Origin of the sequence: Nocardia stercoris (genome assembly GCF_003696265.1) — a bacterium.
GTDB classification, from domain to species: Bacteria; Actinomycetota; Actinomycetes; order Mycobacteriales; family Mycobacteriaceae; genus Nocardia; species Nocardia stercoris.
This window is the reverse complement of record NZ_RFFH01000001.1, coordinates 592,340-613,223: the sequence shown is the minus strand read 5'-3', so window position 1 is coordinate 613,223 and position 20,884 is coordinate 592,340. Positions and strand designations below refer to the sequence as shown.

20 protein-coding genes and 1 tRNA gene are annotated in these 20,884 nt (G+C 70.3%); 7 read left to right on the top strand and 14 right to left on the bottom strand.

Going from position 1 to position 20,884, the window contains the following annotated elements:
- Positions 1-157: 157 nt before the first annotated feature.
- Together EBN03_RS02585 and EBN03_RS02580 are read right to left on the bottom strand one after the other, a co-directional pair.
- Positions 158-760 carry a PPA1309 family protein gene (locus EBN03_RS02585; RefSeq protein ID WP_122186176.1) on the bottom strand — a complete coding sequence of 201 codons (603 nt, stop codon included), beginning with the start codon at positions 758-760 and terminating at the stop codon, positions 158-160.
- 30 nt (positions 761-790) lie between these two features.
- A complete protein-coding gene (locus EBN03_RS02580; RefSeq protein ID WP_199742570.1) occupies positions 791-1,816 on the bottom strand; it encodes a YlbL family protein in 1,026 nt (341 codons plus the stop codon).
- 86 nt (positions 1,817-1,902) lie between these two features.
- On the opposite strand from EBN03_RS02580, the gene EBN03_RS02575 reads away from it, so the two are divergent.
- Both EBN03_RS02575 and EBN03_RS02570 read left to right on the top strand, forming a co-directional pair.
- Entirely contained in the window at positions 1,903-3,315 is a 1,413-nt protein-coding gene (locus tag EBN03_RS02575) for a zinc-dependent metalloprotease (RefSeq protein WP_122186174.1), read from the top strand.
- Positions 3,316-3,372: 57 nt separating this feature from the next.
- Positions 3,373-3,446 (top strand) — tRNA-Met (locus EBN03_RS02570).
- Between the two features lie 59 nt (positions 3,447-3,505).
- On the opposite strand, the gene EBN03_RS35440 is transcribed toward EBN03_RS02570, so the two are convergent.
- The gene (locus EBN03_RS35440) at positions 3,506-3,628 is read right to left on the bottom strand and encodes a hypothetical protein (RefSeq protein WP_267899248.1); all 123 of its coding nucleotides are present in this window, start codon (positions 3,626-3,628) and stop codon (positions 3,506-3,508) included.
- A 211-nt stretch (positions 3,629-3,839) separates the two neighbouring features.
- On the opposite strand from EBN03_RS35440, the gene EBN03_RS02565 reads away from it, so the two are divergent.
- Positions 3,840-4,697, top strand: a complete 858-nt coding sequence (locus EBN03_RS02565; RefSeq protein WP_122186173.1) for a TOMM precursor leader peptide-binding protein — start codon at positions 3,840-3,842, stop codon at positions 4,695-4,697.
- 23 nt (positions 4,698-4,720) lie between these two features.
- On the opposite strand, the gene EBN03_RS02560 is transcribed toward EBN03_RS02565, so the two are convergent.
- From EBN03_RS02560 to EBN03_RS02540, 4 genes are all read right to left on the bottom strand, one after another.
- Positions 4,721-5,425, bottom strand: coding sequence for an NUDIX domain-containing protein (locus EBN03_RS02560; protein ID WP_233608067.1), 705 nt, complete (start codon positions 5,423-5,425; stop codon positions 4,721-4,723).
- A gap of 336 nt (positions 5,426-5,761) precedes the next feature.
- A complete protein-coding gene (locus EBN03_RS02555) occupies positions 5,762-7,051 on the bottom strand; it encodes an adenylosuccinate synthetase (protein ID WP_122186759.1) in 1,290 nt (429 codons plus the stop codon).
- Between the two features lie 611 nt (positions 7,052-7,662).
- Positions 7,663-8,649, bottom strand: coding sequence for a hypothetical protein (locus tag EBN03_RS02545; RefSeq protein ID WP_233608066.1), 987 nt, complete (start codon positions 8,647-8,649; stop codon positions 7,663-7,665).
- A 2-nt stretch (positions 8,650-8,651) separates the two neighbouring features.
- A complete protein-coding gene (locus tag EBN03_RS02540; protein WP_122186171.1) occupies positions 8,652-9,653 on the bottom strand; it encodes a hypothetical protein in 1,002 nt (333 codons plus the stop codon).
- 108 nt (positions 9,654-9,761) lie between these two features.
- Between EBN03_RS02540 and EBN03_RS02535 the strand changes: the two genes are divergently transcribed.
- Positions 9,762-11,159 carry an ABC1 kinase family protein gene (locus EBN03_RS02535; RefSeq protein WP_199742613.1) on the top strand — a complete coding sequence of 466 codons (1,398 nt, stop codon included), beginning with the start codon at positions 9,762-9,764 and terminating at the stop codon, positions 11,157-11,159.
- A 492-nt stretch (positions 11,160-11,651) separates the two neighbouring features.
- Here the strand turns inward: EBN03_RS02535 and EBN03_RS02530 are convergent, their stop codons facing one another.
- The 6 genes from EBN03_RS02530 to EBN03_RS02510 form a co-directional block, all read right to left on the bottom strand.
- On the bottom strand, positions 11,652-11,918 hold the full coding sequence (locus EBN03_RS02530) for a WhiB family transcriptional regulator (RefSeq protein ID WP_199742612.1): 267 nt from the start codon (positions 11,916-11,918) through the stop codon (positions 11,652-11,654).
- Positions 11,919-12,094: 176 nt separating this feature from the next.
- Positions 12,095-12,421 (bottom strand): hypothetical protein, encoded by a 327-nt coding sequence (locus tag EBN03_RS33580; protein ID WP_147471435.1) that lies wholly within the window; start codon positions 12,419-12,421, stop codon positions 12,095-12,097.
- 132 nt (positions 12,422-12,553) lie between these two features.
- Complete coding sequence (locus EBN03_RS02525) at positions 12,554-14,677, bottom strand: ATP-dependent DNA helicase UvrD2 (protein WP_233608065.1); 2,124 nt, start codon at positions 14,675-14,677, stop codon at positions 12,554-12,556.
- 170 nt (positions 14,678-14,847) lie between these two features.
- Complete coding sequence (locus EBN03_RS02520) at positions 14,848-15,321, bottom strand: MarR family winged helix-turn-helix transcriptional regulator (RefSeq protein WP_233608064.1); 474 nt, start codon at positions 15,319-15,321, stop codon at positions 14,848-14,850.
- Complete coding sequence (locus EBN03_RS02515) at positions 15,318-15,785, bottom strand: EVE domain-containing protein (protein WP_122186169.1); 468 nt, start codon at positions 15,783-15,785, stop codon at positions 15,318-15,320. Before EBN03_RS02515 ends, EBN03_RS02520 begins: the two co-directional genes overlap by 4 nt.
- Positions 15,782-16,210 carry an SRPBCC family protein gene (locus EBN03_RS02510; protein WP_122186168.1) on the bottom strand — a complete coding sequence of 143 codons (429 nt, stop codon included), beginning with the start codon at positions 16,208-16,210 and terminating at the stop codon, positions 15,782-15,784. The genes EBN03_RS02515 and EBN03_RS02510 overlap by 4 nt, the downstream gene beginning before the upstream one ends.
- A gap of 95 nt (positions 16,211-16,305) precedes the next feature.
- On the opposite strand from EBN03_RS02510, the gene EBN03_RS02505 reads away from it, so the two are divergent.
- Positions 16,306-16,536, top strand: a complete 231-nt coding sequence (locus EBN03_RS02505) for a mycoredoxin (protein ID WP_122186167.1) — start codon at positions 16,306-16,308, stop codon at positions 16,534-16,536.
- Between the two features lie 48 nt (positions 16,537-16,584).
- Here EBN03_RS02505 and nudC read toward each other — a convergent pair whose 3' ends face one another.
- Positions 16,585-17,508 (bottom strand): NAD(+) diphosphatase, encoded by a 924-nt coding sequence (gene nudC, locus EBN03_RS02500; RefSeq protein WP_122186166.1) that lies wholly within the window; start codon positions 17,506-17,508, stop codon positions 16,585-16,587.
- A gap of 129 nt (positions 17,509-17,637) precedes the next feature.
- Between nudC and EBN03_RS02495 the strand changes: the two genes are divergently transcribed.
- On the top strand, positions 17,638-18,018 hold the full coding sequence (locus EBN03_RS02495; protein WP_122186755.1) for a DoxX family protein: 381 nt from the start codon (positions 17,638-17,640) through the stop codon (positions 18,016-18,018).
- Between the two features lie 123 nt (positions 18,019-18,141).
- On the top strand, positions 18,142-20,883 hold the full coding sequence (locus EBN03_RS02490; RefSeq protein ID WP_122186165.1) for a hypothetical protein: 2,742 nt from the start codon (positions 18,142-18,144) through the stop codon (positions 20,881-20,883).
- The last annotated feature ends 1 nt before the right edge of the window (position 20,884 follow it).

Sequence of the window (20,884 nt, the reverse complement as noted above, 5' to 3'; positions counted from 1 at the left end):
AGGGTCCGGCGGCACCGCGACCGGTCCGGCCGCCGCACCGCAGTCCGATGTTGCGCAGGTCCCTCAGGGGCGTGCCCTCATGATCGGACCGTTTCGGCCCACTCTACGGAAAAGCCCACAGCGCGGGGAGTTGCCGGTGAGCCTGTGTCCGGCACGGTCAGTCGTCGAGGTCGTTCTCGAACGTATGCCGCAGGGCCTCCACCAGATTCGGGGCCAGGTTGGGCGCGGTGCGCAGTTCCAGGTCGTGGCCGAACGGGTCGTCGGCCTCCTCCTCGTTCTCGCGCAGCTGCAGCAGCGACAGGCTCGCGCCCTCGCGCAGCACGCCGACGTAGAGCCGGGCGTCGCGGCGCTCGGGATGGGTGACCGCGGCGTCGCGACCGGCGCGGTCGGCGGCGTCCTGGTCGGCCAGCAGCGGGGCGATGGCGTCGTCGAGGGTCTGTTCGGCGGCCGGCGGCAGCACCACGATCTGCTGCACCAGCAGGCAGCCGCTCACCGCCGGAGGCCAGCTGGTGGTGGCCAGGAACTCGTCGAGCGCCATCTGGTGGTCGTGGACGTCCTCCGGAAACGCTTCCTGCGCAATGGGAGTCAGCTCGGCGCCGGTGTCGAGCTGGTCCTGCAGGCTCGGTTCGGCGGCGACCAGATCGGCGGTCGGCACCAGCGCGAACATCTGCGGCGGCCGATCCCACCCCTCGGCGTCCGCGAACTCGGCGACCTCACGGATGCAGCGGTACAGGGCGGAGGCAGGGTTCGCGATGGTCACGTGACCGAAGTCTAGGGGAGATGGCCGGTTCTAACCGCAGGCCGGGGCCGGTTGGCCGGCATCCAGCGCCCGCAGGGCGTCCACCGCCGTGTTCAGGGTGTCGACCTTGACCAGGCGCAGGCCGTCCGGGTGGTGTTGCAGGGCTTCGGTGCAGTTGTCGGCGGGGACCAGGAAGGTCTCGGCGCCGGCCTCGCGGGCCGCGACCATCTTGTACTGGATGCCGCCGATCGGGCCGACCTTGCCCTGCGGGTCGATGGTCCCGGTCCCGGCGACGAACTTGCCGCCGTTCAGGTCGCCGGCGCTCATCTTGTCGATCACGGCCAGGGTGAACATCAGCCCGGCCGACGGGCCGCCCACGTCGCTGAGGTTGAAGGTCATCTTGACCGGGCCGTCCGGGGTCTCGTCGGGGGTGACGCCGAGGTAGCCCTTGGCCGAGTCATCGGGGCGGGCACCGAGTTTGACGTCCACAGTCTGCTCGGCGCCGTCGCGGCGCAGCCGGACCGGGACCACGGTGCCGGGCTGGGCGCCACGCACGGCGTCGACCACGTCCTGGGAGGTCGCGATCGGCTTACCCGCGACGCTGAGCAGCTGGTCACCGGCGCGCAGGGCGTCGTGGGCCGGGCCGTCGGCGGCGACGCTGCCGAGCTTCACGACGGTCGGGTACTTCAGGTAGTGCAGCGCCGCGAGCTCGGCGTTGTCCTCGGACTGCTTGAAGTCCGCCTTGTTCGACTCGTCGACCTTGTCGCGCGGCACGTCCGGTGGATACACCTCGGCGCGCGGCACCAGACCGTAGCGGCCGTCGACCCAGAACCCGAAGGCGTCGAAGATGTTGAGCCCGTCCTGCACGGCCACCGTGGTCATGTTGAGGTTGCCGGAGGTCTGGTGGATCGGCACCCCCTGGATGTCGACGACCGGGCCGCCGTCCTTGTCACCGAGGGTGTTGAACGTCGGGCCGGGGCCGAGTGCGACGAACGGCACAGTCACCAGGGAGCCGGCGATCGCCAGCACGAAGACGGGGAGCAGGGCCACCAACAGGGTGCGGATCCGGCGATTCACCAGGCCCACAGTAGCGGCTGCGCCTGTGGCGAACGGAGCGGCTCGGCCGCTGCAGGTGGCACCCGCCGCCGCGTAGTGTTGGGAGCATGAGTGACGTGCCCTTCGGTTTCTCGAATCGAGACGACGATCCCGACCGCAAACGGGACGACCAGTCCGGCTCGGGCGCGAACAATCCGTTCGGCTTCGCCTTCGGCGGCCTGCCCGGCGGCGCTGCCGCCGGTGGCGCGGGTGGTTTCGACCCCGCGGCGCTCGGTCAGATGCTGACCTCGCTGGGACAGATGTTCTCCGGCATGGGCCAGCCGGGCGCGCAATCCGGTCCGGTCAACTACGACCTGGCCAAGCAGCTGGCCCGCCAGCAGCTCAGCTCGGCGGCACCGCTCACCGACGGCAGCCGCAAGGCGGTCACCGACGCCGCCCACCTGGCCGAACTGTGGCTCGACCCCGCCACCACGTTCCCAGCGGGCGCGGTCAAGACCGTCGCCTGGTCGGCCGGCGACTGGCTCGAGCAGACCCTGCCGACCTGGAAGCGGCTGTGCGACCCGGTCGCCGAGCAGGTGTCGGGGATGTGGTCGTCGACCCTGCCCGCGGAGGCCCGCGAGTTCGCCGGCCCGATGCTCGGCATGCTGACCCAGATGGGCGGGATGGCGTTCGGGTCGCAGCTGGGCCAGGGCCTGGGCCAGCTCGCCGGTGAGGTGCTCACCTCCACCGAGATCGGCCTGCCGCTCGGCCCGGCCGGCACCGCGGCCCTGCTGCCGGGTGCCATCGCCGAGTTCAGCAAGGGCCTGGAACGGCCCGAGAGCGAGATCCTGGTCTACCTGGCTGCCCGCGAGGCCGCCCACCAGCGCTTGTACGCGCACGTGCCGTGGTTGCGCCAGCAGGTGCTGGGCGCGGTCGAGGACTACGCGCGCGGGATCCGGATGGACTTCTCCGCGATCGAGGAGGCCGCGCAGACCATCGACCCGATGGCCCTGACCGACCCGTCGAAGCTCGAGGAGCTGTTGTCGCAGGGCACGTTCGAGCCGCAGACCACGCCCGAGCAGCGGGCCGCGCTGGAGCGCCTGGAGACCCTGCTGGCGCTGATCGAGGGTTGGGTGGAAGTGGTCGTGACCGACGCGGTCGGCGACCGGCTGCCCGGCGCGGGCGCGCTGGCGGAGACGTTGCGGCGCCGACGTGCGACCGGCGGTCCCGCCGAACAGACCTTCGCCACGCTGGTGGGCCTGCAGTTGCGGCCGCGCAAGCTGCGGGAGGCGGCGGCGCTGTGGCGTTCGCTGACCACGCAGGCGGGTCTGGACGCCCGCGACACGGTGTGGTCGCACCCGGACCTGCTGCCCGGTTCCGCCGATCTCGACTCCCCCGCCGGTTTCATCGACAGTGTGATCGGGGGCGGAACAACGGCTTTCGACGACCCGCTGGCCCAGCTCGCCGAAACCGAGGCTCGCGAACGGGAGCAGCGTGCCGCCGAGAACGGGGACGACAGCGACGAAGCGCCGCAAAAGTAGGCTCGGACCAGGCGTTTTGGTTAATGGCCCGGATACCGCGTAAGGTTGATCTCGCAACGCGGGGTAGAGCAGCTCGGTAGCTCGTTGGGCTCATAACCCAGAGGTCGTCGGTTCAAATCCGGCCCCCGCTACTAACGAAAAGACCCGGAGAGAATTTCTCTCCGGGTCTTTTCTTCACGCTGCGCCCGGATCAGTTGCCGAACGGGCCCAGGCCCCAGGCCTGCATGACGTAGGTAATGTTGGCCGCCATACCGGCCAGGCCCTCGGCCCGGTCCAGGATCGCCGAACCACCGTCGATGAGACGTGCAGACATCGCAGATTTCCTTTCGAGTAACGAACAAGTAACAGCCTAACGTATTGCCCCGTATGCCGTTTAGGTCCTGATGTGGAAAAGCCTGTGCCGGGACCACACTGGGAACGCGCTGGGAATCGGCTGCCGAATTGCCCTGTGGACAAGTCGAATTCTGTGGACAACTTGCCCTTCACCTGCGGGTATCCGCGGCCGGACCCTCGATACTGCTGTCATGTCGAACTTTCGCCTGCGCGGTCCGATGGTGCATCCCCGGGTGCCGGTGCTGCGGCGGCCGTCCGGTGCGGTCCAGCTCGGCTGGGATCCCGAACGCGCGGTTCTGGTCGAGCCACCCGGGCTCGATGCCGACACCGTCGCGAATTTCCTGCGGCTGCTCGACGGTATGCACAGCCATCCACAAATTCTGTGGCAGGCGGCGGAATTCGGTGTACCCCCGGACCGCACTCTGGAGCTGCTGGCCGAACTCGGCGCGGCCGGGCTGCTGCTCGCGGCCACCGACCGTCCGGTGCGAGTGGACGCGGTCCACATCCACGGCCGCGGCCCGCTGTCGGACGCGCTCGCCGACGGCACCCGCCGGCTGGGCCTGCGGCCCGGCCGCTCCCGCGACTATCCACTCACCGCCTCCGCCTCCAGCTGGAGCGCCGACCTGGTCATCCTCGCCGACGCCCTGGTCCCCGATCCGCGGCTCACCGGTGACCTGGTCCTGCACCGAATTCCGCACCTGGTGGTCCGGCTGCGCGACGGCCGCGGCGTGGTCGGCCCGCTGGTCCTTCCCGGCGCCACCAGCTGCCTGCGCTGCGCCGACCTCACTCGCGGCGACCGCGACGCCGAATGGCCCCACCTGGCCGCCCAGCTGCTCGGCCGCATCGGCCACGGCTCCCCCGCGGCCGTCGCCGCCACCGCCGCCCTGGCCCTGCGCGAACTGGAGACCATCCGCGAGGCCGACGCGGCCCGACCCCCGGAATCACTGGACACCACACTGGAACTCGACCCACAGACGATGACGATCGAGCGGCGGGCGTGGGTCGCGCATCCGGACTGCGGATGCCGCGGCGAGACCGGTGCGCGGTGAACGGGCGCGAGGCGATGGCCGGGTTATCCCGCGGCGTCGTGGTTCGCCGGGTCGAAGGCCCAGACCGCGGCCGGGCGGCCGGTCGACTTCACCCGCACGCGTTCGTCGGTGCGGGTGAGGCCCGGCAGGGCGGCGAGGGTGCGGTTGAGGTTGCCCGGGTCCGGTTTCACGCCGTCGAGGGCGGCGGTCGCCTGCACCGCGCGGGTGGCGGGGAAGCGTTCGCCCAGCAGGGCACGGGTGAACGGCAGGTCCTTCCACAGCAGCCGTGCCAGCAGGCTGCGCGCGGTGGCGACGATGGCGTCATGGTCGAAGGCCAGCGGCGGGAGGTCGTCGAACGCCGCCCATTCGGTATCGGGCCCCGAACGTTCCGGCCCGGCCACCACCGCCCACATGACGATCGACAGGGTCGGGCCGCGCGGATCACGCGCCGGTTCGTCGAACGTGACCAGCTGCCCCGCCGCCGCGATCGCCCCTTCGGGCACACCGAGTTTCGTCTGCACCGCCCGATACGCCGCCTCGACCAGCCGCTCCCCTCGCCGCAACAACACGCCGGGCAACGCGAGCTGCCCGGCGAACGGATCCCACTGCCGCGGCGCCACCCCCACGGTCACGGTCGGATCATCGGCGCCGTAGCGCAAGGTCACCACGTCCAGCGACACCGCCGATTGCTGTTCCACGCCCAGCATCATGCCCCACCGCCCGACCGCCACCCCGCGCCCAGCGTGCATCGCTGCGATTCGGCGGTCACCGCCACCGCGACCCGAGCCGATTCCGGACAGCGAGCACTCGATCCCAGCGTGCGCATGGTGCCACTCCTGGCGTTCGCCTCAACGGCAGCGGCTCCTGCCGAACCTCTAGGCACACAAGCCAACTCGCACCAGGCCCGGAGCCGATCGGAATCCGGGTGGTCGCAGGGGCCAGTGGCTCCTGCCGAACATCCTGGCGCACAGCCCAGCTCGAATTCGATCGAAATCCGGTCGTCGAGTGGGCAAACCAGTGATCTGGACCCGCCGACGCACGTGCCGGTTCCACCCGTTCCCGGCGGGCAACCGGGATCCAGCTGGTCATCGCACTGCGGCGAGCAGTCCGGCGTGAATCGGGTGACGCACCTGCCGGTCCGCGCGGTCGGGGCCGGCAGCGGTCAGTACTACCGGGGCGCCGAGGGCGCGATCCAGTTCGGCGGGCAGGTCGGTGGGCAGGTCGGTGAGGATCGGGGTGGCGGTGGTGAGGAGGTCGGTGAGGTGTTGCTGGTGGGTGAGGTCGCACCAAGGGCCGTAGGGGATTCGGGTGAGTTCGCCTGCGGCGGTGCGGTAGGCCGTGGCCAGGCGGAGGCCGGGCTCGGTGGCCAGGGCGTCGAGGTGGTTGACGACCAGGCCGTCGATGCCGGCGCAGGCGGCCACGGCGTAGCGCAGCAGGATCGGGTCGAGGTGGCCGCGGCGGAAGGCGCCCTGGTAGCGGCCGGTTCCGTTGTGCGGCTCGGGAATCCGCAGCGCCGGGTCCTCGGTGGGGAACGGTCCGGCACCGTGCCGGGTCTGGTACGCGCGGGTCACGCCGAGTACCGCACCCGCAGCGCCGATCTCGGCGAGCAGGGCGCGGGCATTGCGCGGTTCCACCGTCGACCACGTCGTATACGGGTGCAGCCCACGCCATTCGTCGAGCAGTACGCCCTGCGCGCCTTCGAACACCAGCCGCCCGGCCGCCGCGAACCCGGCCAGTGCCGTACCGGGCCCGATCCGCACGGCCCGGCCGAACTCGCGGTACATCTCGACCAGGTCGGCGATCGGCGGATACCCGTGCGCACCACCGGCCAGCAGCGGCCGGTAGTGCTCGGCGAGCTCGATCAGCTTGCGCCGCAACGCCTCCGGGCGAAGGCAGTCGCCGACCCGCGGGGCGTCGGTGGGGTGGTCGAGCGCGTAGGCCGCGGTCTCCCCGATCCCGATCCCGCACGAACCGTGCCGGGCGGCACCCCGCGCATCCTCCCGGCAACGGTTGGCGGCCCCGTGAATCGGGGTGGTGAGCAACGCGTCCGCGTCGACGGTCAACAGCGACAACGGATCCCGCACCCCGAGCGCGGCCAACTCCCGCGCCTCACCGGCCAGCCGGATCGGCTCAACCAGCATGTGCCGCGACAGGAACGTGGGCACCCCCGACAGTGTCCCCGCCCCGAACTGCTGAAACGTGTGGTGCCGCCCGCCCACGACCACGTTGTGCGCGGCCTGCGCGCCACCGTTGAACCGGACCACCGCCGCCACCCCGAGATCCGCTTCGGCCGAACACAACCAGTCGACGGTCGCGCCCTTCCCCGCATCTCCGAACCCCAGATCCACCACAATCAGGTGCTTGTCGCCGAACATCCTCGCCTCCATCAGCAGTTCATTCACATACCGACCGGCCGCACGACACGAATCGAGACCCGCCATCGGCGATGCCGACCGGGACGGTCGGCAACTGCGGCGGTGACCCGCGGCTGAACGACCGAAGCCGATCGGCCGCGCCGATACGGCGGCCCCGGCCTTCCCGGCGGCCCCGGCCTTCCCGGCGGCCCCGGCCTTCCCGGCGGCCCCGGCCTTCCCGGCGGCCCCGGCCTTCCCGGCGACCCCGACATTCCCAGCGACCCCGACATTCCCAGCGACCCCGACATTCCCAGCGACCCCGACCTTCCCAGCGGCGTCCGCACCCCACGACCGGACCCACCGACCCCGACCACCTCGGCCGGACCAGGCCGCGAGCGCGGCGAGAGTACCCGTGCTCCACAACCTGGCCCACCGATCCCGTCCACCACGGCCGGACCAGGCCGCGAGCGCGGCGAGAGTACCCGTGCTCCACAACCTGGCCCACCGATCCCGTCCACCACGGCCGGACCAGGCCGCGAGCGCAGCGAGAGTATCTGTGCCCCACAACCTGGCCCACCGACCCATCGAGGCGGCGGGCCCGGCCGCGGAACGGCGAGGCGCCGCGCGACCGATCAGAGCCCGTCGACCTCGTCGATGCCGACTGTGGCCGGTGGCAGCACGCCCACGCTGCGGTTGCGTGCCACCGCACCCAGCGGTGCCAGCGCCTTGCCCACGGCTTCGGCCTCGGCCGGTGAGCCGATGTCGCGCAGATCCGCCAGTCCCGCACCGAGATCCACGCGGTCCTCGGTGATGCCGATGGTCAGCGCGATGAGTTCGCAGACCGCGGCGGGGTCGTCGAGGCGCAGGAACCGCTCGCCGAGCAGGCCCTGCCAATGCTCGGCGATCTCGGGGTCGGTGTAGTACGCCGACTGATTCGGAAGCACGTAGTGCACGTGCCAGCGGTCGCTCAGCTCCCGGTAGATCGAGGGCACCGAGATGTCCTGCGCCACAGCGTCACCGAGCACCGAGCGCACGTGCCGCGCCGACAGCCGGGGCTTGTTCAGTTCGTCGCCGACGATGAACAGGTAGCCCTTGCGGCCGCGCTTGTCCCAGGCGTCGGCGGCGGTGTGCCGGGCCATGAAATAGGCGGCGAGCTCGTAACTTTCGCTCTTCTGTCCGCCGCCGCCGCCTTCGAGCAGGATCAGGCGCAGCTGGTCGTCCATCCGGTTGTCGGATTCGAACTGGCCGACCTGCAGCGGTGCCCGGTCGGTGTCCGCGTCGCCGATGGCGCCGAACATGATCTGCGGGTCGTCGGCGTAGCCCTTGCGCTGCAGCAGGCCGTGCAGTTTGCTCAGCTTCTCCTGCATGATCCGCGGTACCCGGCCCATCGAGCCGGTGACGTCGAACAGCACCGCGATCGGCAGCGACGCGCCGTGATCGGCCGAGTCCCGCGATTCGCGCACGGCCACTCCCGCCGGGTCGAGCGAGGTGTGTACGACCCACTCCGCGTACGGCTTGTCCCGCATCTCGGCGGTGTAGCCGAAGTCGTCGAGGCCGTGGGCGGCGCGGAAGGTGCGCGCGGCGGCGTAGGTGCTGTCGTCCCAGGATCCGTATCCCATGGTCACTGTCCTTTCGGTAGGTCGAACGGCCGGAAGCGGCGCTGTCCGTAGAGCCGGTCGAGCAGGTCGTCGAATTCGTCGAGCAGGTCGGCCGCCGCGGGCCGCAGGCGCGGCTCGGGTTGCAGGCAGCCGGTGGCGAAGGCGCGCATCGGTGCGGGCGCGCGGTCGCCGAGCATGGCGAGCATGAGCCGATGTGCCTGGAACACGTCGGTTTCCGGGGCCACGGCCACGGTGAGTTCGGGTGGGCCGGCGGCGGCCCGCAGCGTGGCGGCGGCCGGGCGGCCGGGGCGGGTGGCGAACGACCAGCCGGCCAGCACCACACCGTGCAGGCGGGGATGGATCAGCACGTTCTCCGGGACCACGGCGGTGTGCACCCAGCCGGCCAGCGCGGCGCCGGCCAGGCAGCGCAGTAGCCGCCGGTGCATCCAGGCGTAGTCCCGCGGGTCGAGGCCGCCCGGGTACGCGGCGCGCACCTGGGCGAGTGTGACGAAGCCCTCGGTGAGCGCGCCGAGCACGTTCACGGTGCGGGTCTGCCCGGTACCGGTGTCGAGGTGGTCGACGGTGTCGCGCAGCTGCGGGAAGTAGGGCCGCAGCCACGGCTCCCGTGCGGCGAGGTCGCTCAGGTCACCGAGGGCGTTGCGCTCGCCGGCCAGCAACCGGTTGGCCGCGGTGGTGCGCGGAATCTTCAGGACCGCATCGGATCCGGAGCGGTAGAGGTCGGCGACCGAGCCGCGCGCGTGCAGTGGCCCGATCGGGTGCGCGCCGCAGTATCCGGCGATCGGGTCGCCGGCACTCCCGGACATCCATTGGCGATAGAAGTCGTTCAACCGGTGAAAGGCCGTGCCGGAGCCGCCTGTTCGGTCCGGGTGCACCAGGGCGGCCAGCCGGTGGTACCGCCGGCGGGCGGCCTGCCGGGCCGCGGAATCTGTTGCGGCGCTACCGAACAGATCCTCGGGCCGGTCTGCCGCCGCGATGGTGTCGGCGGCCTCTCGTGCGGTGTTCATAGTTTTAGCCTACTCGACTAAAACAGCGCGCAACACCCCCTCGGGCAATTTTTTGTCACAGAGACAAAAAGTCTTCGCCGCGTGACGCACACCACCGCCCGCGCGCGGATGATCAAATTCTCCGTGCGGACCCCGGCTCCCCTCGGCCATGATGGGTGTGTGTCCGATATCGTGCGCCGCCGCTCCTCCCGCAATGCCAAGCTCGCCAAGATCCCGCTGGGCATCGCCGGCCGCGCGGCCGTCGGCTTCGGCCGCAAGCTCGTCGGGGGCGACCGCACCGAGATCAACGCCGAGCTCAACGAGAAGGCCGCCGCACAGCTCTTCGCCGTCCTGGGCGAGCTCAAGGGCGGCGCCATGAAGTTCGGGCAGGCCCTGTCGGTCATGGAGGCCGCGGTGCCCGACAAGATGGGCGTCCACTACCGCGAGGCACTCACCAAGCTGCAGGCCCAGGCCCCGCCGATGCCGGCCGCCACCGTCCACCGGGTGCTCGCCCAGCAGCTCGGCACCGGCTGGCGCGACCGGTTCCAGGACTTCGACGACACCCCGGCGGCCTCCGCCAGCATCGGCCAGGTCCACCGGGCCACCTGGTCCGACGGCCGCGCGGTCGCGGTGAAAGTGCAGTACCCCGGCGCCGACGAGGCATTGCGCGCCGACCTCAAGACCCTGCGCCGCATGGGCGGCACCATCGCCTCACTACTGCAGGCCTCCGACGTCAAACCGCTGCTCGACGAGATCAGCGAGCGGATGGAGGAGGAACTCGACTACCGGATCGAGGCGGACCACCAGCGCGCCTTCGCCGCGGGTTTCGCCGGTCATCCCCGGTTCCTCATACCCAAGGTGGTCGCCAGCGCACCGAAAGTCGTTGTGACCGAATGGCTTCCCGACGCGACGCCGCTGTCGGCGATCATCGCCGACGGGCTGGCCGACCCGGAGGGCACCGCGCAACTCCGCAACCGGGTCGCCGCTCTGCTGACCGAATTCCACTTCACCGCACCGCACACCGTCGGACTGCTGCACGGCGACCCGCACCCGGGCAACTTCATGCTGATGCCGGACGGCCGGCTCGCGGTGATCGACTACGGCCTCTGCGGTCCGATGCCCGACGGCATTCCCGCCGTTCTCGGGCAGATGGTCGCGCTGCTGGAGGACGACCGTTACGAGGAACTGACCGCGCTGCTGCACGAGGACGGCTGGGTACTACCCGGCAAGACGGTCACCGCCGAGGAAGTCGAAGCCTTCCTGCGCCCGTTCCTGGACCCGATTCGCTCCGACACCTTCCACGTCTCGCGCCGCTGGATGCAGCGCGTCGCCGGCCGCGCCACCGACATCAACTCCCCCGAGATCCGCACCTCCTGGTCGCTCAAGCTGCCCGCGGAACACACGATGGCGGTCCGCGTCCTGATGGGCTCGCTGGGCATCGCCGCCCAGCTCGACGCGGAGGTGCCGTTCATGCGCCTGATCCGCGAATGGGTGGCCGGGTACAACGAATTCCGCGCCGCGAGTTGACAATTCGCCCCTGCTGAGCCGGACACCCGAGTCGGAAATCTGATACAAGGGAGTCTCAGAGAGTTCTACGGGGATAGGGGGCGCCCATGGCCGACACCGGGGAAGGCTCCGCCGCCGGTCCGGTTCTCGTCGGGCGGTATGCACTCCGCATCCAGCGACCGGCAGCGCCACCTGGCGCGCACCGCACATCACCGACGGGAACGAGTCGAGTATGGAAGCCAAGGTGGATACCACGAGTGGCCGCGTCATCGTTTTGACCGCGCAACGAACCTCGAGCGCCCAGCACACCCCCGAGGAAATCCTCTGCATCGAACGCCGATGACATTGGCCTGCAATCGATGCCAATCACACCGCGCAGGTCGCGGGGACTCGATGCACTCGGTGCGGGACCGGTAGCGAGAACGAACGACCCCCGGACGCAAAACGAGCCCCGCACCGGGGTCCCCAGTGCGGGGCTCGAGTTGTCTCGAGATCGATCGGACGCCTTCATTTCTAGGCGACGGCGATCTTGCGCGGACGGCCACGCGGCCGCTTGCGGGCGATGACGACACCCTGGTCGAAGATCTCGCCACCCCAGACACCCCAGGGCTCGGCGCGATCGATGGCCGCCGTCAGGCAGCCCGAGCGGATCGGGCAGCTGGCGCACAGCGCCTTCGCCTCCTCCAGCTGAGCAGGGCTCTCGGCGAACCAGAGGTCAGGGTTGCCGGCCCGGCAGGGCAGCGTGAGTGCGATACCCCGGGTGCGAGGCGTCGAGGCCACGGTCGTCCGGCATGTCTCGCGAGTAGTGGTCGCGATCGACACGTCTTACTCCTTCAGCTAATGCAGCGGTTGGTTGTCTTCCGCGAAACCGGTGCCTGGGCTGAAGGCCCTAAAACTATGGCCACGGTTTCGCTTCGGGCGACCCGTGGCCAGGTGTTCGGTAAGGGGCTTGTCCCCTACCTAGTTCGACTTCGGTGTCGAACCCTGATCACGGATCTGTGGGTTGCGTCGAGGTGGTCGGCAATGGTGCGGAGTCCGGCCTGGCGGTCCGTTCCATAGGTACCGGCGATTGCGTTCGCATTCACCGGCTGCCAACCCCGTTCGGGCTTGTCCTGCTCCATCAGATGCTTCGGCGCTTGCAGATCGGCACCGAAAATGCTTGCAACGGAGGACAAGACGGTCCCCTGCACGGCGAGGACCCCCCGGGAGGCCGGGATGCGCGAAACGGACTGTGCAGTAGCGCCGATGGCGCCGATGCTCGCGAAGTTCACGGTGCTGTTCATGATTGCTGGCCTCCCTCCTGATCTGGATCGGTAGTATGTACTGGGCGCGCGCCGAGCTTCCGGGCGCGTGACATCCACCCTAGGCGGGCGTTGCACAACCGCACAACTTATTTTTCACCTGCGGTTTTGCCGTCACGTCCGGCGGCGGGCCCGCACCAGCCGCAACAGGTCGGTACCGAACTGCACGGCGCGGTGTTCACCCATGCCCGGAATCGCGGCGAGCGCCTGCTCGTCGGCCGGAAACTGTTCGGCGATCGCGGTCATGGCCTTGACGCCCAGCACCGCGAACGGCTTGATGCCGAGTTCGGCTGCGGTGTCCCGCCGCCAATCCTGCAGGGCGGCGAGCAGTTCGGTGTCCACCTCGCCCGGGCAGCTCGCGCAGCGGCCGAGCAGGGTGTCGGTGGCATTGAGCAGCGACTTGCCGCAGACCCGGCAGCCGGGCAGCTGCACCGCCCGCCCCCGGCCGCCCATCGCCCGGTCGGTGACCGGGGAATCGTCCATCAGGCCGGCCAGGAAGCGGCTGCGGCGACGCGGCCGGGCACCGCCCGCGGCCCGGGCCAGCGCCCAGGACAGCTGCAGGTGTTCGCGAGCACGCGTCACCCCGACGTAGAGCAGGCGGCGTTCCTCCTCGAAGGCGGCCTCGTCGGCGACCGAGCCGCCGTCGCCGAGCACGTGCGCGATCGGCAGGGTGCCGTCGGTCAGCCCGACCAGGAATACCGCGTCCCACTCCAGCCCCTTGGCGGCGTGCAGCGAGGCCAAGGTGACGCCCTGCACGGTCGGCGCGTGCCGGGCTTCGGCGCGGGCGCGCAGTTCCCGCATCAGACCGGAGAGGTCCAGGTCGGGATCGTGACCGGCCAGCTCCTCGGTCAGTTCGACCAGCGCCACCAGCGACGCCCAGCGCTCGCGGGCCTGCGCGCCGGCCGGTTCCTCGGCGGTGAGGCCGACCCGGGCCAGCGCCGCCCGGACCACGGAGACCAGCGCGTCGCCGCGGGCGTCGGGCAGATCGTCGCGATCGGCGGCCTGGCGCAACGCGGACACCGCCTGCCGCACCTCGGGCCGCTGGAAGAATCCCTCGCCGCCGCGCACCTGATAGCCGACACCGGCGGCCGTGAGCGCCTGCTCGTAGGCCTCGGACTGGGCATTGATCCGGTACAGCACGGCGATCTCGGCGGGCTGCACCCCCTTGGCGATCAGGCGGGCGACGGCCTTGGCCACCCCGGTCGCCTCGGCCGGCTCGTCCTCGAATTCGCGGAAGATCGGCTCGGGCCCGTCGGGCCGCTGGCCGATCAACTGCAGCCGGGTGCCGGCGATCCGGCCGCGGGCCGCGCCGATCACACGATTGGCCAGCGACACCACCTGCGGCGTCGAGCGATAGTCGCGTTCGAGCCGCACCACGGTGGCGTCGGGGAAGCGCCGGGAGAAGTCGAGCAGATGGGCCGGGCTGGCGCCGGTGAACGAGTAGATGGTCTGGTTGGCGTCCCCGACCACCGTCAGATCGTCGCGATTGCCGAGCCAGGCGTCGAGCACGCGCTGCTGCAACGGTGTGACGTCCTGATATTCGTCGACCACGAAACAGCGGTAGCGGCCGCGGAACTCCTCGGCCACCGCCGGATACTCCTCCAGCGCGGCCGCGGTGTGCAGCAGCAGATCGCTGAAGTCGAGCAGCAGACCGTCGGGGGTGTTCTTCAGCGCCTCGTAACCGCTGTAGACGTCGGCCACTCGGCGGGCCTCGAACGGGGTCTCGCGGCGGGCGCGGGCCGCGGCCGCCGCGTACTGTTCGGGGGCCACGAGAGAGGCCTTCGCCCAATCGATCTCGGTCGCCAGGTCGCGGACCGCGTCGGGTTCGCTGCTCAGGCCGACCTGCCGGGCCGCCTGCGCCACCAGCGGGAACGTGCGATCCGCCAGCTGCCACGGCACATCGCCGACCACCTGCGGCCAGAAGTACTTCAGCTGCCGCAGCGCCGCCGCGTGGAACGTGCGGGCCTGCACCGCGTTCGCCTCGCCGCCGAGCCCCAGCCCGCGCAATCGGCCACGCAGCTCCCCCGCCGCCCGCGCGGTGAACGTGACGGCCAGCACCTGATCGGCACGCACCTGCCCGGCCGACACCAGATGCGCGATGCGATGCGTGATGGTGCGGGTCTTGCCCGTGCCCGCGCCCGCGAGCACACACACCGGCCCGCGTGGCGCCACCACCGCGGCCCGCTGCTCGGGGTCGAGGCCGTCGAGCAGCGACTGGGGGTGGGAGGGGGCGGGCACGGGACCATCATGACAGCGCGGTCCGACAGGTCGCGGGCCGACGGCATTCGCGACCCCGATCAGCGGAGCGAGCCCAGCAGCAACGCCACCGCCCCAACAACAGCGCGACGGTCCCGCCCCACCGTGCGGCAGCGCGGCCCGCGACAGCGTCGGTGCCCGCCGCGCCGAGCTCAGCGCGAGCGCAAGCGGCGCAGCGCGGCAGTGAAATCTTTTGCGGCCGTGGCGGATTCACGGTCAAGTGGGGCGAAGAACTCGCGGTCGCAGGCCTCGACCACGACGACGGCCCGGTTGGCGAGCGCGGCGCCGGTCGGGGTCGGCACCAGCGACTTGGCGCGCCGGTCGGTCGGGTGGTCGCGGCGCTCGATCAGGCCCTTCTGCTCCAGGGCGCGCAGCACCTGCGAGGTCATCATGGGGTCGGTGGCGGCGAATTCGGCCAGGTCGCGCTGCATGACCGGCTCACCGGCGGACCTACCGGTGAGCCAGGTCAGGGTCGCGAGCAGCACGAATTGGACGTGGGTGAGGTCGAAGGGCGCCAGGGCGGCCCGCTGCGCGGCCTGCCAGCGGTTGGTCACTTGCCAGAGCAACAGGCCGGGGCTCTCGTCGTCGGCGTGTTCGGAATTCAGTCCCACCGGCGATTCGCTCACCCCGCGACCGTAGCGCGGGGGCCGCGCGCGGCCCGCACCGCCGCGAATTCGCCGGTCATCGCCGCTTCGATCAGCGCGAAGTCGTGTGCGGTGAGCGGGATCAGTCCGCGGCGCAGGACCATCCCCCAGTTCGGGGCGGCGGTGAGGTCGAGGACCTCGCGCAGCGTGTCGATCCCGACCTGCTCGACCGGCCGATAGGTCACCGACCGCCGCCAGGGCCGGAAGCATCCGGTCGGGTCGTCGGCCTGCCACGCGGGCACGTCGTCGATCACGCCGAGGGCGGTGAAGGCCCGGACGGGCGCGCCGGCGCGCATCCCGGTCCGGGGTGAGTAGTAGACGAGGCCGTCGCCGGGGCGCATCCGCTCGGCCGCGGCGCGTTTGCCGTGGTTGGCCTGGGCGATGCCGAGTTCGACCCCGCGCCGGACGTGGTCGCGGGAGACGACGCCGAGCCAGTACCCGGTCATGCCCGGACCTCGGCCGACTCGACGGTGGCGACCAGCGCGTCCAGGTCCGGCTGGACGGACTCGGCCAGGTCGGCGCCCAGGATCATGGTCCACAGCCGGCGCAGCGGACCCTCGATGGACACGGTGACCGACACCTCGGTGCGGCCGGCCACGACGTGGATCCGGTGGTCGAAGACGATGCGCGCGCCCGGCATCCGGGACACGTCGACGAAGGCGGTGTCGGTCAGTTCGGTGACGACGAAGCGAACCTTGGGTCCGCCCTTGGGCTTCAAAGTTCCGGTGGCGCCCTGCTCGAAAGGTCCGTCCAGGCGGGCCCATTCGGTGTCGGAGTTCCACTCGTGCCAGGTGGCCATGTCGGCCCAGCGGGCGAAGAAGGCGGCGGGCGCGGCGGTGGAGGTGGCGTGTGCGGTGGCGATCTGCGTCATGAGAATTAGTATGCACGCTTACTATCTGTTGCGCAACCCCCGGGAACACCAGCGGTCGGACCGATGTTCAATAAGGCGTGACTAGCGACCTGACCATGTACTCGACCACCTGGTGCGGCTACTGCCGCCGCCTCGAGAAGCAACTCCAAGAGGCCGGCATCACCTACACCAAGGTGGATATCGAAGAGGACCCCGCCGCAGCCGAGTTCGTCGGCAGCGTCAACGGCGGCAACCACGTCGTACCGACCGTGAAATACGCCGACGGTTCCACCGCCACCAACCCCACCCTGGTCCAGGTCAAGCAGGCCCTGGCCGCGCAGGCCTGATCGCCGCACCCGCCCGAGGCACCCGCGCCTCGGGCGGATCCGCGCGAATTACTCAGCCGCCCAAGACTCCAGAATGGTCCGGGCGATCGAGATCGAACCCGGCAACGACAGCGCCGGCCGGCCGTCGACGCCCGCCACCGGCTCGCCCTGCCCCCAGGCTCCCGCGGCCAGCGCGGCCCGCACCTCGGCGCGGGTGAACCAGTACGCCTCCCCGATCTCGCCGTCGGTGAAGGCCAGCGGCTGCTCCGGATCGGCGACCGCGGCGAAACCCAGCATGAGCGAACGCGGCAGCGGCCACGGCTGACTACCCAGGTAGGTGATCTCGCGCACGTCGATGCCGACCTCCTCCTTGATCTCGCGCTCCACACACCGCTCCAGCGACTCCCCCGCCTCGACGAATCCGGCCAGGATCGAGAACAGGCCCTGCGGCCAGACCTGCTGCCGAGCCAGCAACACCCGCTCCCCGCCGTCGTGGACCAGGCAGATCACCGCCGGGTCCAGGCGCGGGAACTCTTCGTGGCCCGCCTCCGACATGCGCGACCAGCCGCCCTTCACCGGCATCGTCGGCGTACCGTCGGTGGCACTGAAGCCGGCCCGATCGTGCCAGTTGAGCAGGGCCAGAGCGGTGGTGACCAGCGACAGCACCACGTCGTCGAAGGGCAGCGCCGCGCCGAACGAGCGCAGATCCACCAGGTTCCCGCTCAGCTCCTCGTCGCGCACCGCCCACACGTGACTGCCCTCGACCACACCGAGGAACACCGCGCTCGGCACCGGTTCCGGAGCCAGATCGACGGCCGCGTCGAACACGAGCTCGGAGCCCGCCAGCCGGATCTGACCCCGGCGATTCATCCGCAACAGCCGGGCCTGCCCCCACCCCGCCCGCCGCGCCGCTTCGTCGGAACGCAACTCCTCCGCCCGGTCCAGGGCGGAACGCGACAACAGGGGCACAGTCTTCAGCTGAAATCCAGACACGCCATCGAGACTAACCGGCCACCGGAAACGGGCCGGAGCCGTCACGTGGCGGCCTGGAGAAGCCGCGGCCGAGAATCGATTCGGCCCCACCTCTGTCGGGTCGGACGCTGTGCGGGCATGATCACCCTCATGAGCTTCGCCCGACCTTCTCGTGTCCAGCTGCTGTCCGGACTGCTGCTCGGCGCCGGTGCCATGCACTTCGCCGCGCCGAAGCCCTACGACAAGATCGTTCCGCACGCGCTGCCCGGCTCGCCCCGCACCTGGACCTACGTGTCCGGCGTGGCCGAAATCGGGGTCGGCGCTGCGATCGCGATGCCCCGCACCCGGCGGCTCGGCGGACTGCTGGCGGCGCTGCTGTTCATCGCCGTACTGCCCGCCAACGTCCAGATGGCGGCCGACTGGACCCGCAACGAGAAGATGCCGCTGTGGCTGCGAATCGGCTCGTACCTCCGCCTGCCCCTGCAGATTCCGCTGATCACGTCGGCGCTGAAGGTGCGGCGCGAAGCCTGAGCCGGTCGGCGGCGGAGGTTCCGGCTCGCGAGCCCGGGCCGTTACACCTTCGATAACGCGGTCGCGAGAACTGTTCCAGGGTGGTTGAATTGGCGCTGGATCAGCTGCATATCGGGGGTGCGTATGCCCGTCTCGTTCCGGGGAATCGAGGCTCTGGAAAGCCTGTTCCTGCAGCTGGTCCCGCGTCCGCCGCGCAGCGACGAACCATTGCCGATCATCCGCCTGTCCGGTGACCACGCGAACACCGAGGGCGTACTGCCCATGGTCGCCGACGCACTGGGCGGGGCCGTGCACGCCTCGTGCTCCGCGACCAGGCTGGACGAGCTCACCGAAGGCAGTTCCGTTGCCGAGAACGGGGCGCCGGGACTGACGGATCTGCGGCGCTTGATGCTGACCCTGTGCCGAGCGATGTCCGGTGATCGTTTCGACGGAGGCGCGGGACCGCTGCTGTTCCGGCACTACCGCCTCGTCGAGTGGCTGATGGCGCAGCGGATCACCGGCTCCGACCAGCAGGCGCAGTTGGCCGCGCTGCTGCGCCGAGGTTTTCCGGTGTGGGGCAAGGATCTGCTGACCGAGGTACGTCCGGCGATGCGGCCGCTCCAAGGGATGCTGCTCGGGCTGCTGCGGCTGCTCCTGCCGGAGATGGTCTTCCGGGCGCGGATCAGCAGTTGGATCCCGGTGGTGGGCAGGGAGTTCCGCTGGCTCATGCGCCAGCAGTACCTGGCGCCGCGCCAATCACACCGGTTCCTCGGGTTCGCCGCGCGACTCACCGAGAACGGCCGCGAATACGAGGACGGCGACCAGCTGGCCAAGCTACTGGTACACGCCTTCCTGGAGGATCTGCGGCTGGCCTATCGGCGCCGCCCCTGGCACTGGAGCGCAGCCCGGCGCACCACCTATCCCGTCGTGCTGCTGGCCGGCGCGGATGACGATCCCGTCGCCCGTTTCCTCGTGCTGGTCAACGACATTCGGAACGAGACCGGCCGCAACGATCCGCTGTTGATCGTCGCGGCCGCGCCGCACAGCGCGGCGACACGGCCGGCCGCGCGCGCTGTGCGGGGATACCAGGCCTGGAAGAAGGACCTTCCGAAGGAGCGGCAACGCCGGGCGGCCGACGCGTGGGTGTTGGCGCTGAGCGTTCCCACGCGCGAGCCGGACGACACTCAGCAGCCCGACGACTTCCATCAGATATCCGGGCCCGCCGCGCCCGCGTGGAAGCGACCGGTCGGGCCGATCGTCCCGGTGGTGGTGGTCGCGCTCGTCGTCGCGCTCCTGGTCTGGCGGCCCTGGGTCGCGTCCCCTCCCGAATCATCGTGCGCGGCAGGCGGTCCCGGTGGTTCGACGTGGGTTTCCCGGTTCGACGACCCGGCGCGGCCGGACCCCGCCTGCGTCGGGTACAGCGCCGACGACGGCCCGCAGGGTTATGTGTTCGCCGCGCAGGAAGGCCAGCAGGCACAGCGGATCGTCAGCAGCGAGAAGCGGGTCTTCGCGCAGAATCGGGTCGCGGTGGAACTGGCGCGACGATATCCCCGACGGCCGCTGTTCACCCTGGTCTATTTCGGGCAGCTCAGTGGCCTGGAGGCGTACGACGCCGAGAGCGAGGACATCGAAGGGCTCGCGCTGGCCCAATACGCCGGGCTCGTAGCGAATTCGTCCAGGCCCTTGGATGACGACGTTCGCCCCCTGCTCCGCGTGATCCTGGCCAATGTGGGCTATCACGTCGATGCCGGCCCGTACGTGGTCGAAAAGTTTCTCCAACCGTTGATTTCGCGCGATCCGACCATCGTCGGGGCCGTCGGGCTCGACCAGAGCCGAACCGATACCGTCACCATGATCCAGCGCCTGACCGCCCTGGGCGTCCCCATCGTGGGAACGAGTCTGTCCTCCGACCAGCTCGAAGGCTCGTCCCCGCTGTATTTCCAGCTCTCGTCGTCGGATTCCGATATCGCTCCCATGGTCGGCGACTACCTGACCACGTTGAACCCGAAGCAGGTGCGGATCTACCGCCTGCCACCGGATGCGAACGAGCAGAACAAGGACCTCTACACCCAGGAGACCGCGGATGATCTGCGGACCGAGGTCGTGAACCGGCTGCCCGGTTCCGTTTCCGTCTGGACCGGGTCCTGGACCGACCCGGACGCGTTCCGGACCGGCGACGGCCACCCGGCCTGTGACAGTGTCGTGTACTACGCCGATCGCGACGACAGTTTCCCCGAGTTCCTGAACGCGCTGAAGAACGGCTGCCGCTCCTTCACCGGAACTCTCGTCGCCGACGACTCGGTCAACCGATTCATGTCCGGGTCCGATCTGCGCGCCAGGTCGGGGCTCGCCATTCCGCTGGTCTACGTGACCAAAGGAAATCTGGACACCTGCCAGGCACGGACCCTCGATCTGCAGGGCGACAAGGACTTCTTCCAGCTGGCCATACCATCGACCGGCGACGTCCTGCCCACCTTGCTGCCGGACGTCACGGTCCCCGGCTGGAACGCCTGCGCGTCCTCGACCGGGCACCCGCTGGGCGAACGGGTGGCGCTGACCTACGAGGCGGCGGAAATGTTCGACCACGCAGTGGGCACATTGCAAACACCGAGAGATACCGGCTGGACCAGCAAGATCCCGCTCACCCCGACCTCGGTCTGGGGGGAGATGCGCGAAATGCAGGAATTCGACACCACGACCGGTGTGGTGAACTACCCGGCGAACCCGACGTCGGGGCGGGTCGATCACCAGAAGTGGCGGGGACTGGAGCGGGTCGGCGACATCGCCGACCCGGCGGACCGCCCGACCCTGATCTACGGCTGCGGCCGGATCAGCTCGCGTGACACCATCGATCGCTGCCGCGCCTACCCGCTCGCCAACCGGTAGA

Excerpts from the sequence above, each read along its gene's own strand:
- EBN03_RS02540 (WP_122186171.1), bottom strand. The coding sequence starts at position 9,653 with ATGAACACCGCACGAGAGGCCGCCGACACCATCGCGGCGGCAGACCGG.
- EBN03_RS02565 (WP_122186173.1), top strand. The coding sequence starts at position 3,840 with ATGTCGAACTTTCGCCTGCGCGGTCCGATGGTGCATCCCCGGGTGCCG.
- EBN03_RS02495 (WP_122186755.1), top strand. The coding sequence starts at position 17,638 with ATGAGCTTCGCCCGACCTTCTCGTGTCCAGCTGCTGTCCGGACTGCTG.
- EBN03_RS02555 (WP_122186759.1), bottom strand. The coding sequence starts at position 7,051 with ATGTTCGGCGACAAGCACCTGATTGTGGTGGATCTGGGGTTCGGAGAT.
- EBN03_RS02490 (WP_122186165.1), top strand. The coding sequence starts at position 18,142 with ATGCCCGTCTCGTTCCGGGGAATCGAGGCTCTGGAAAGCCTGTTCCTG.
- EBN03_RS02515 (WP_122186169.1), bottom strand. The coding sequence starts at position 15,785 with ATGACCGGGTACTGGCTCGGCGTCGTCTCCCGCGACCACGTCCGGCGC.
- EBN03_RS02545 (WP_233608066.1), bottom strand. The coding sequence starts at position 8,649 with ATGGGATACGGATCCTGGGACGACAGCACCTACGCCGCCGCGCGCACC.
- EBN03_RS02535 (WP_199742613.1), top strand. The coding sequence starts at position 9,762 with ATGATCAAATTCTCCGTGCGGACCCCGGCTCCCCTCGGCCATGATGGG.
- EBN03_RS02560 (WP_233608067.1), bottom strand. The coding sequence starts at position 5,425 with ATGCACGCTGGGCGCGGGGTGGCGGTCGGGCGGTGGGGCATGATGCTG.
- EBN03_RS02505 (WP_122186167.1), top strand. The coding sequence starts at position 16,306 with ATGTACTCGACCACCTGGTGCGGCTACTGCCGCCGCCTCGAGAAGCAA.
- EBN03_RS02510 (WP_122186168.1), bottom strand. The coding sequence starts at position 16,210 with ATGACGCAGATCGCCACCGCACACGCCACCTCCACCGCCGCGCCCGCC.
- EBN03_RS33580 (WP_147471435.1), bottom strand. The coding sequence starts at position 12,421 with ATGAACAGCACCGTGAACTTCGCGAGCATCGGCGCCATCGGCGCTACT.
- EBN03_RS35440 (WP_267899248.1), bottom strand. The coding sequence starts at position 3,628 with ATGTCTGCACGTCTCATCGACGGTGGTTCGGCGATCCTGGACCGGGCC.
- EBN03_RS02575 (WP_122186174.1), top strand. The coding sequence starts at position 1,903 with ATGAGTGACGTGCCCTTCGGTTTCTCGAATCGAGACGACGATCCCGAC.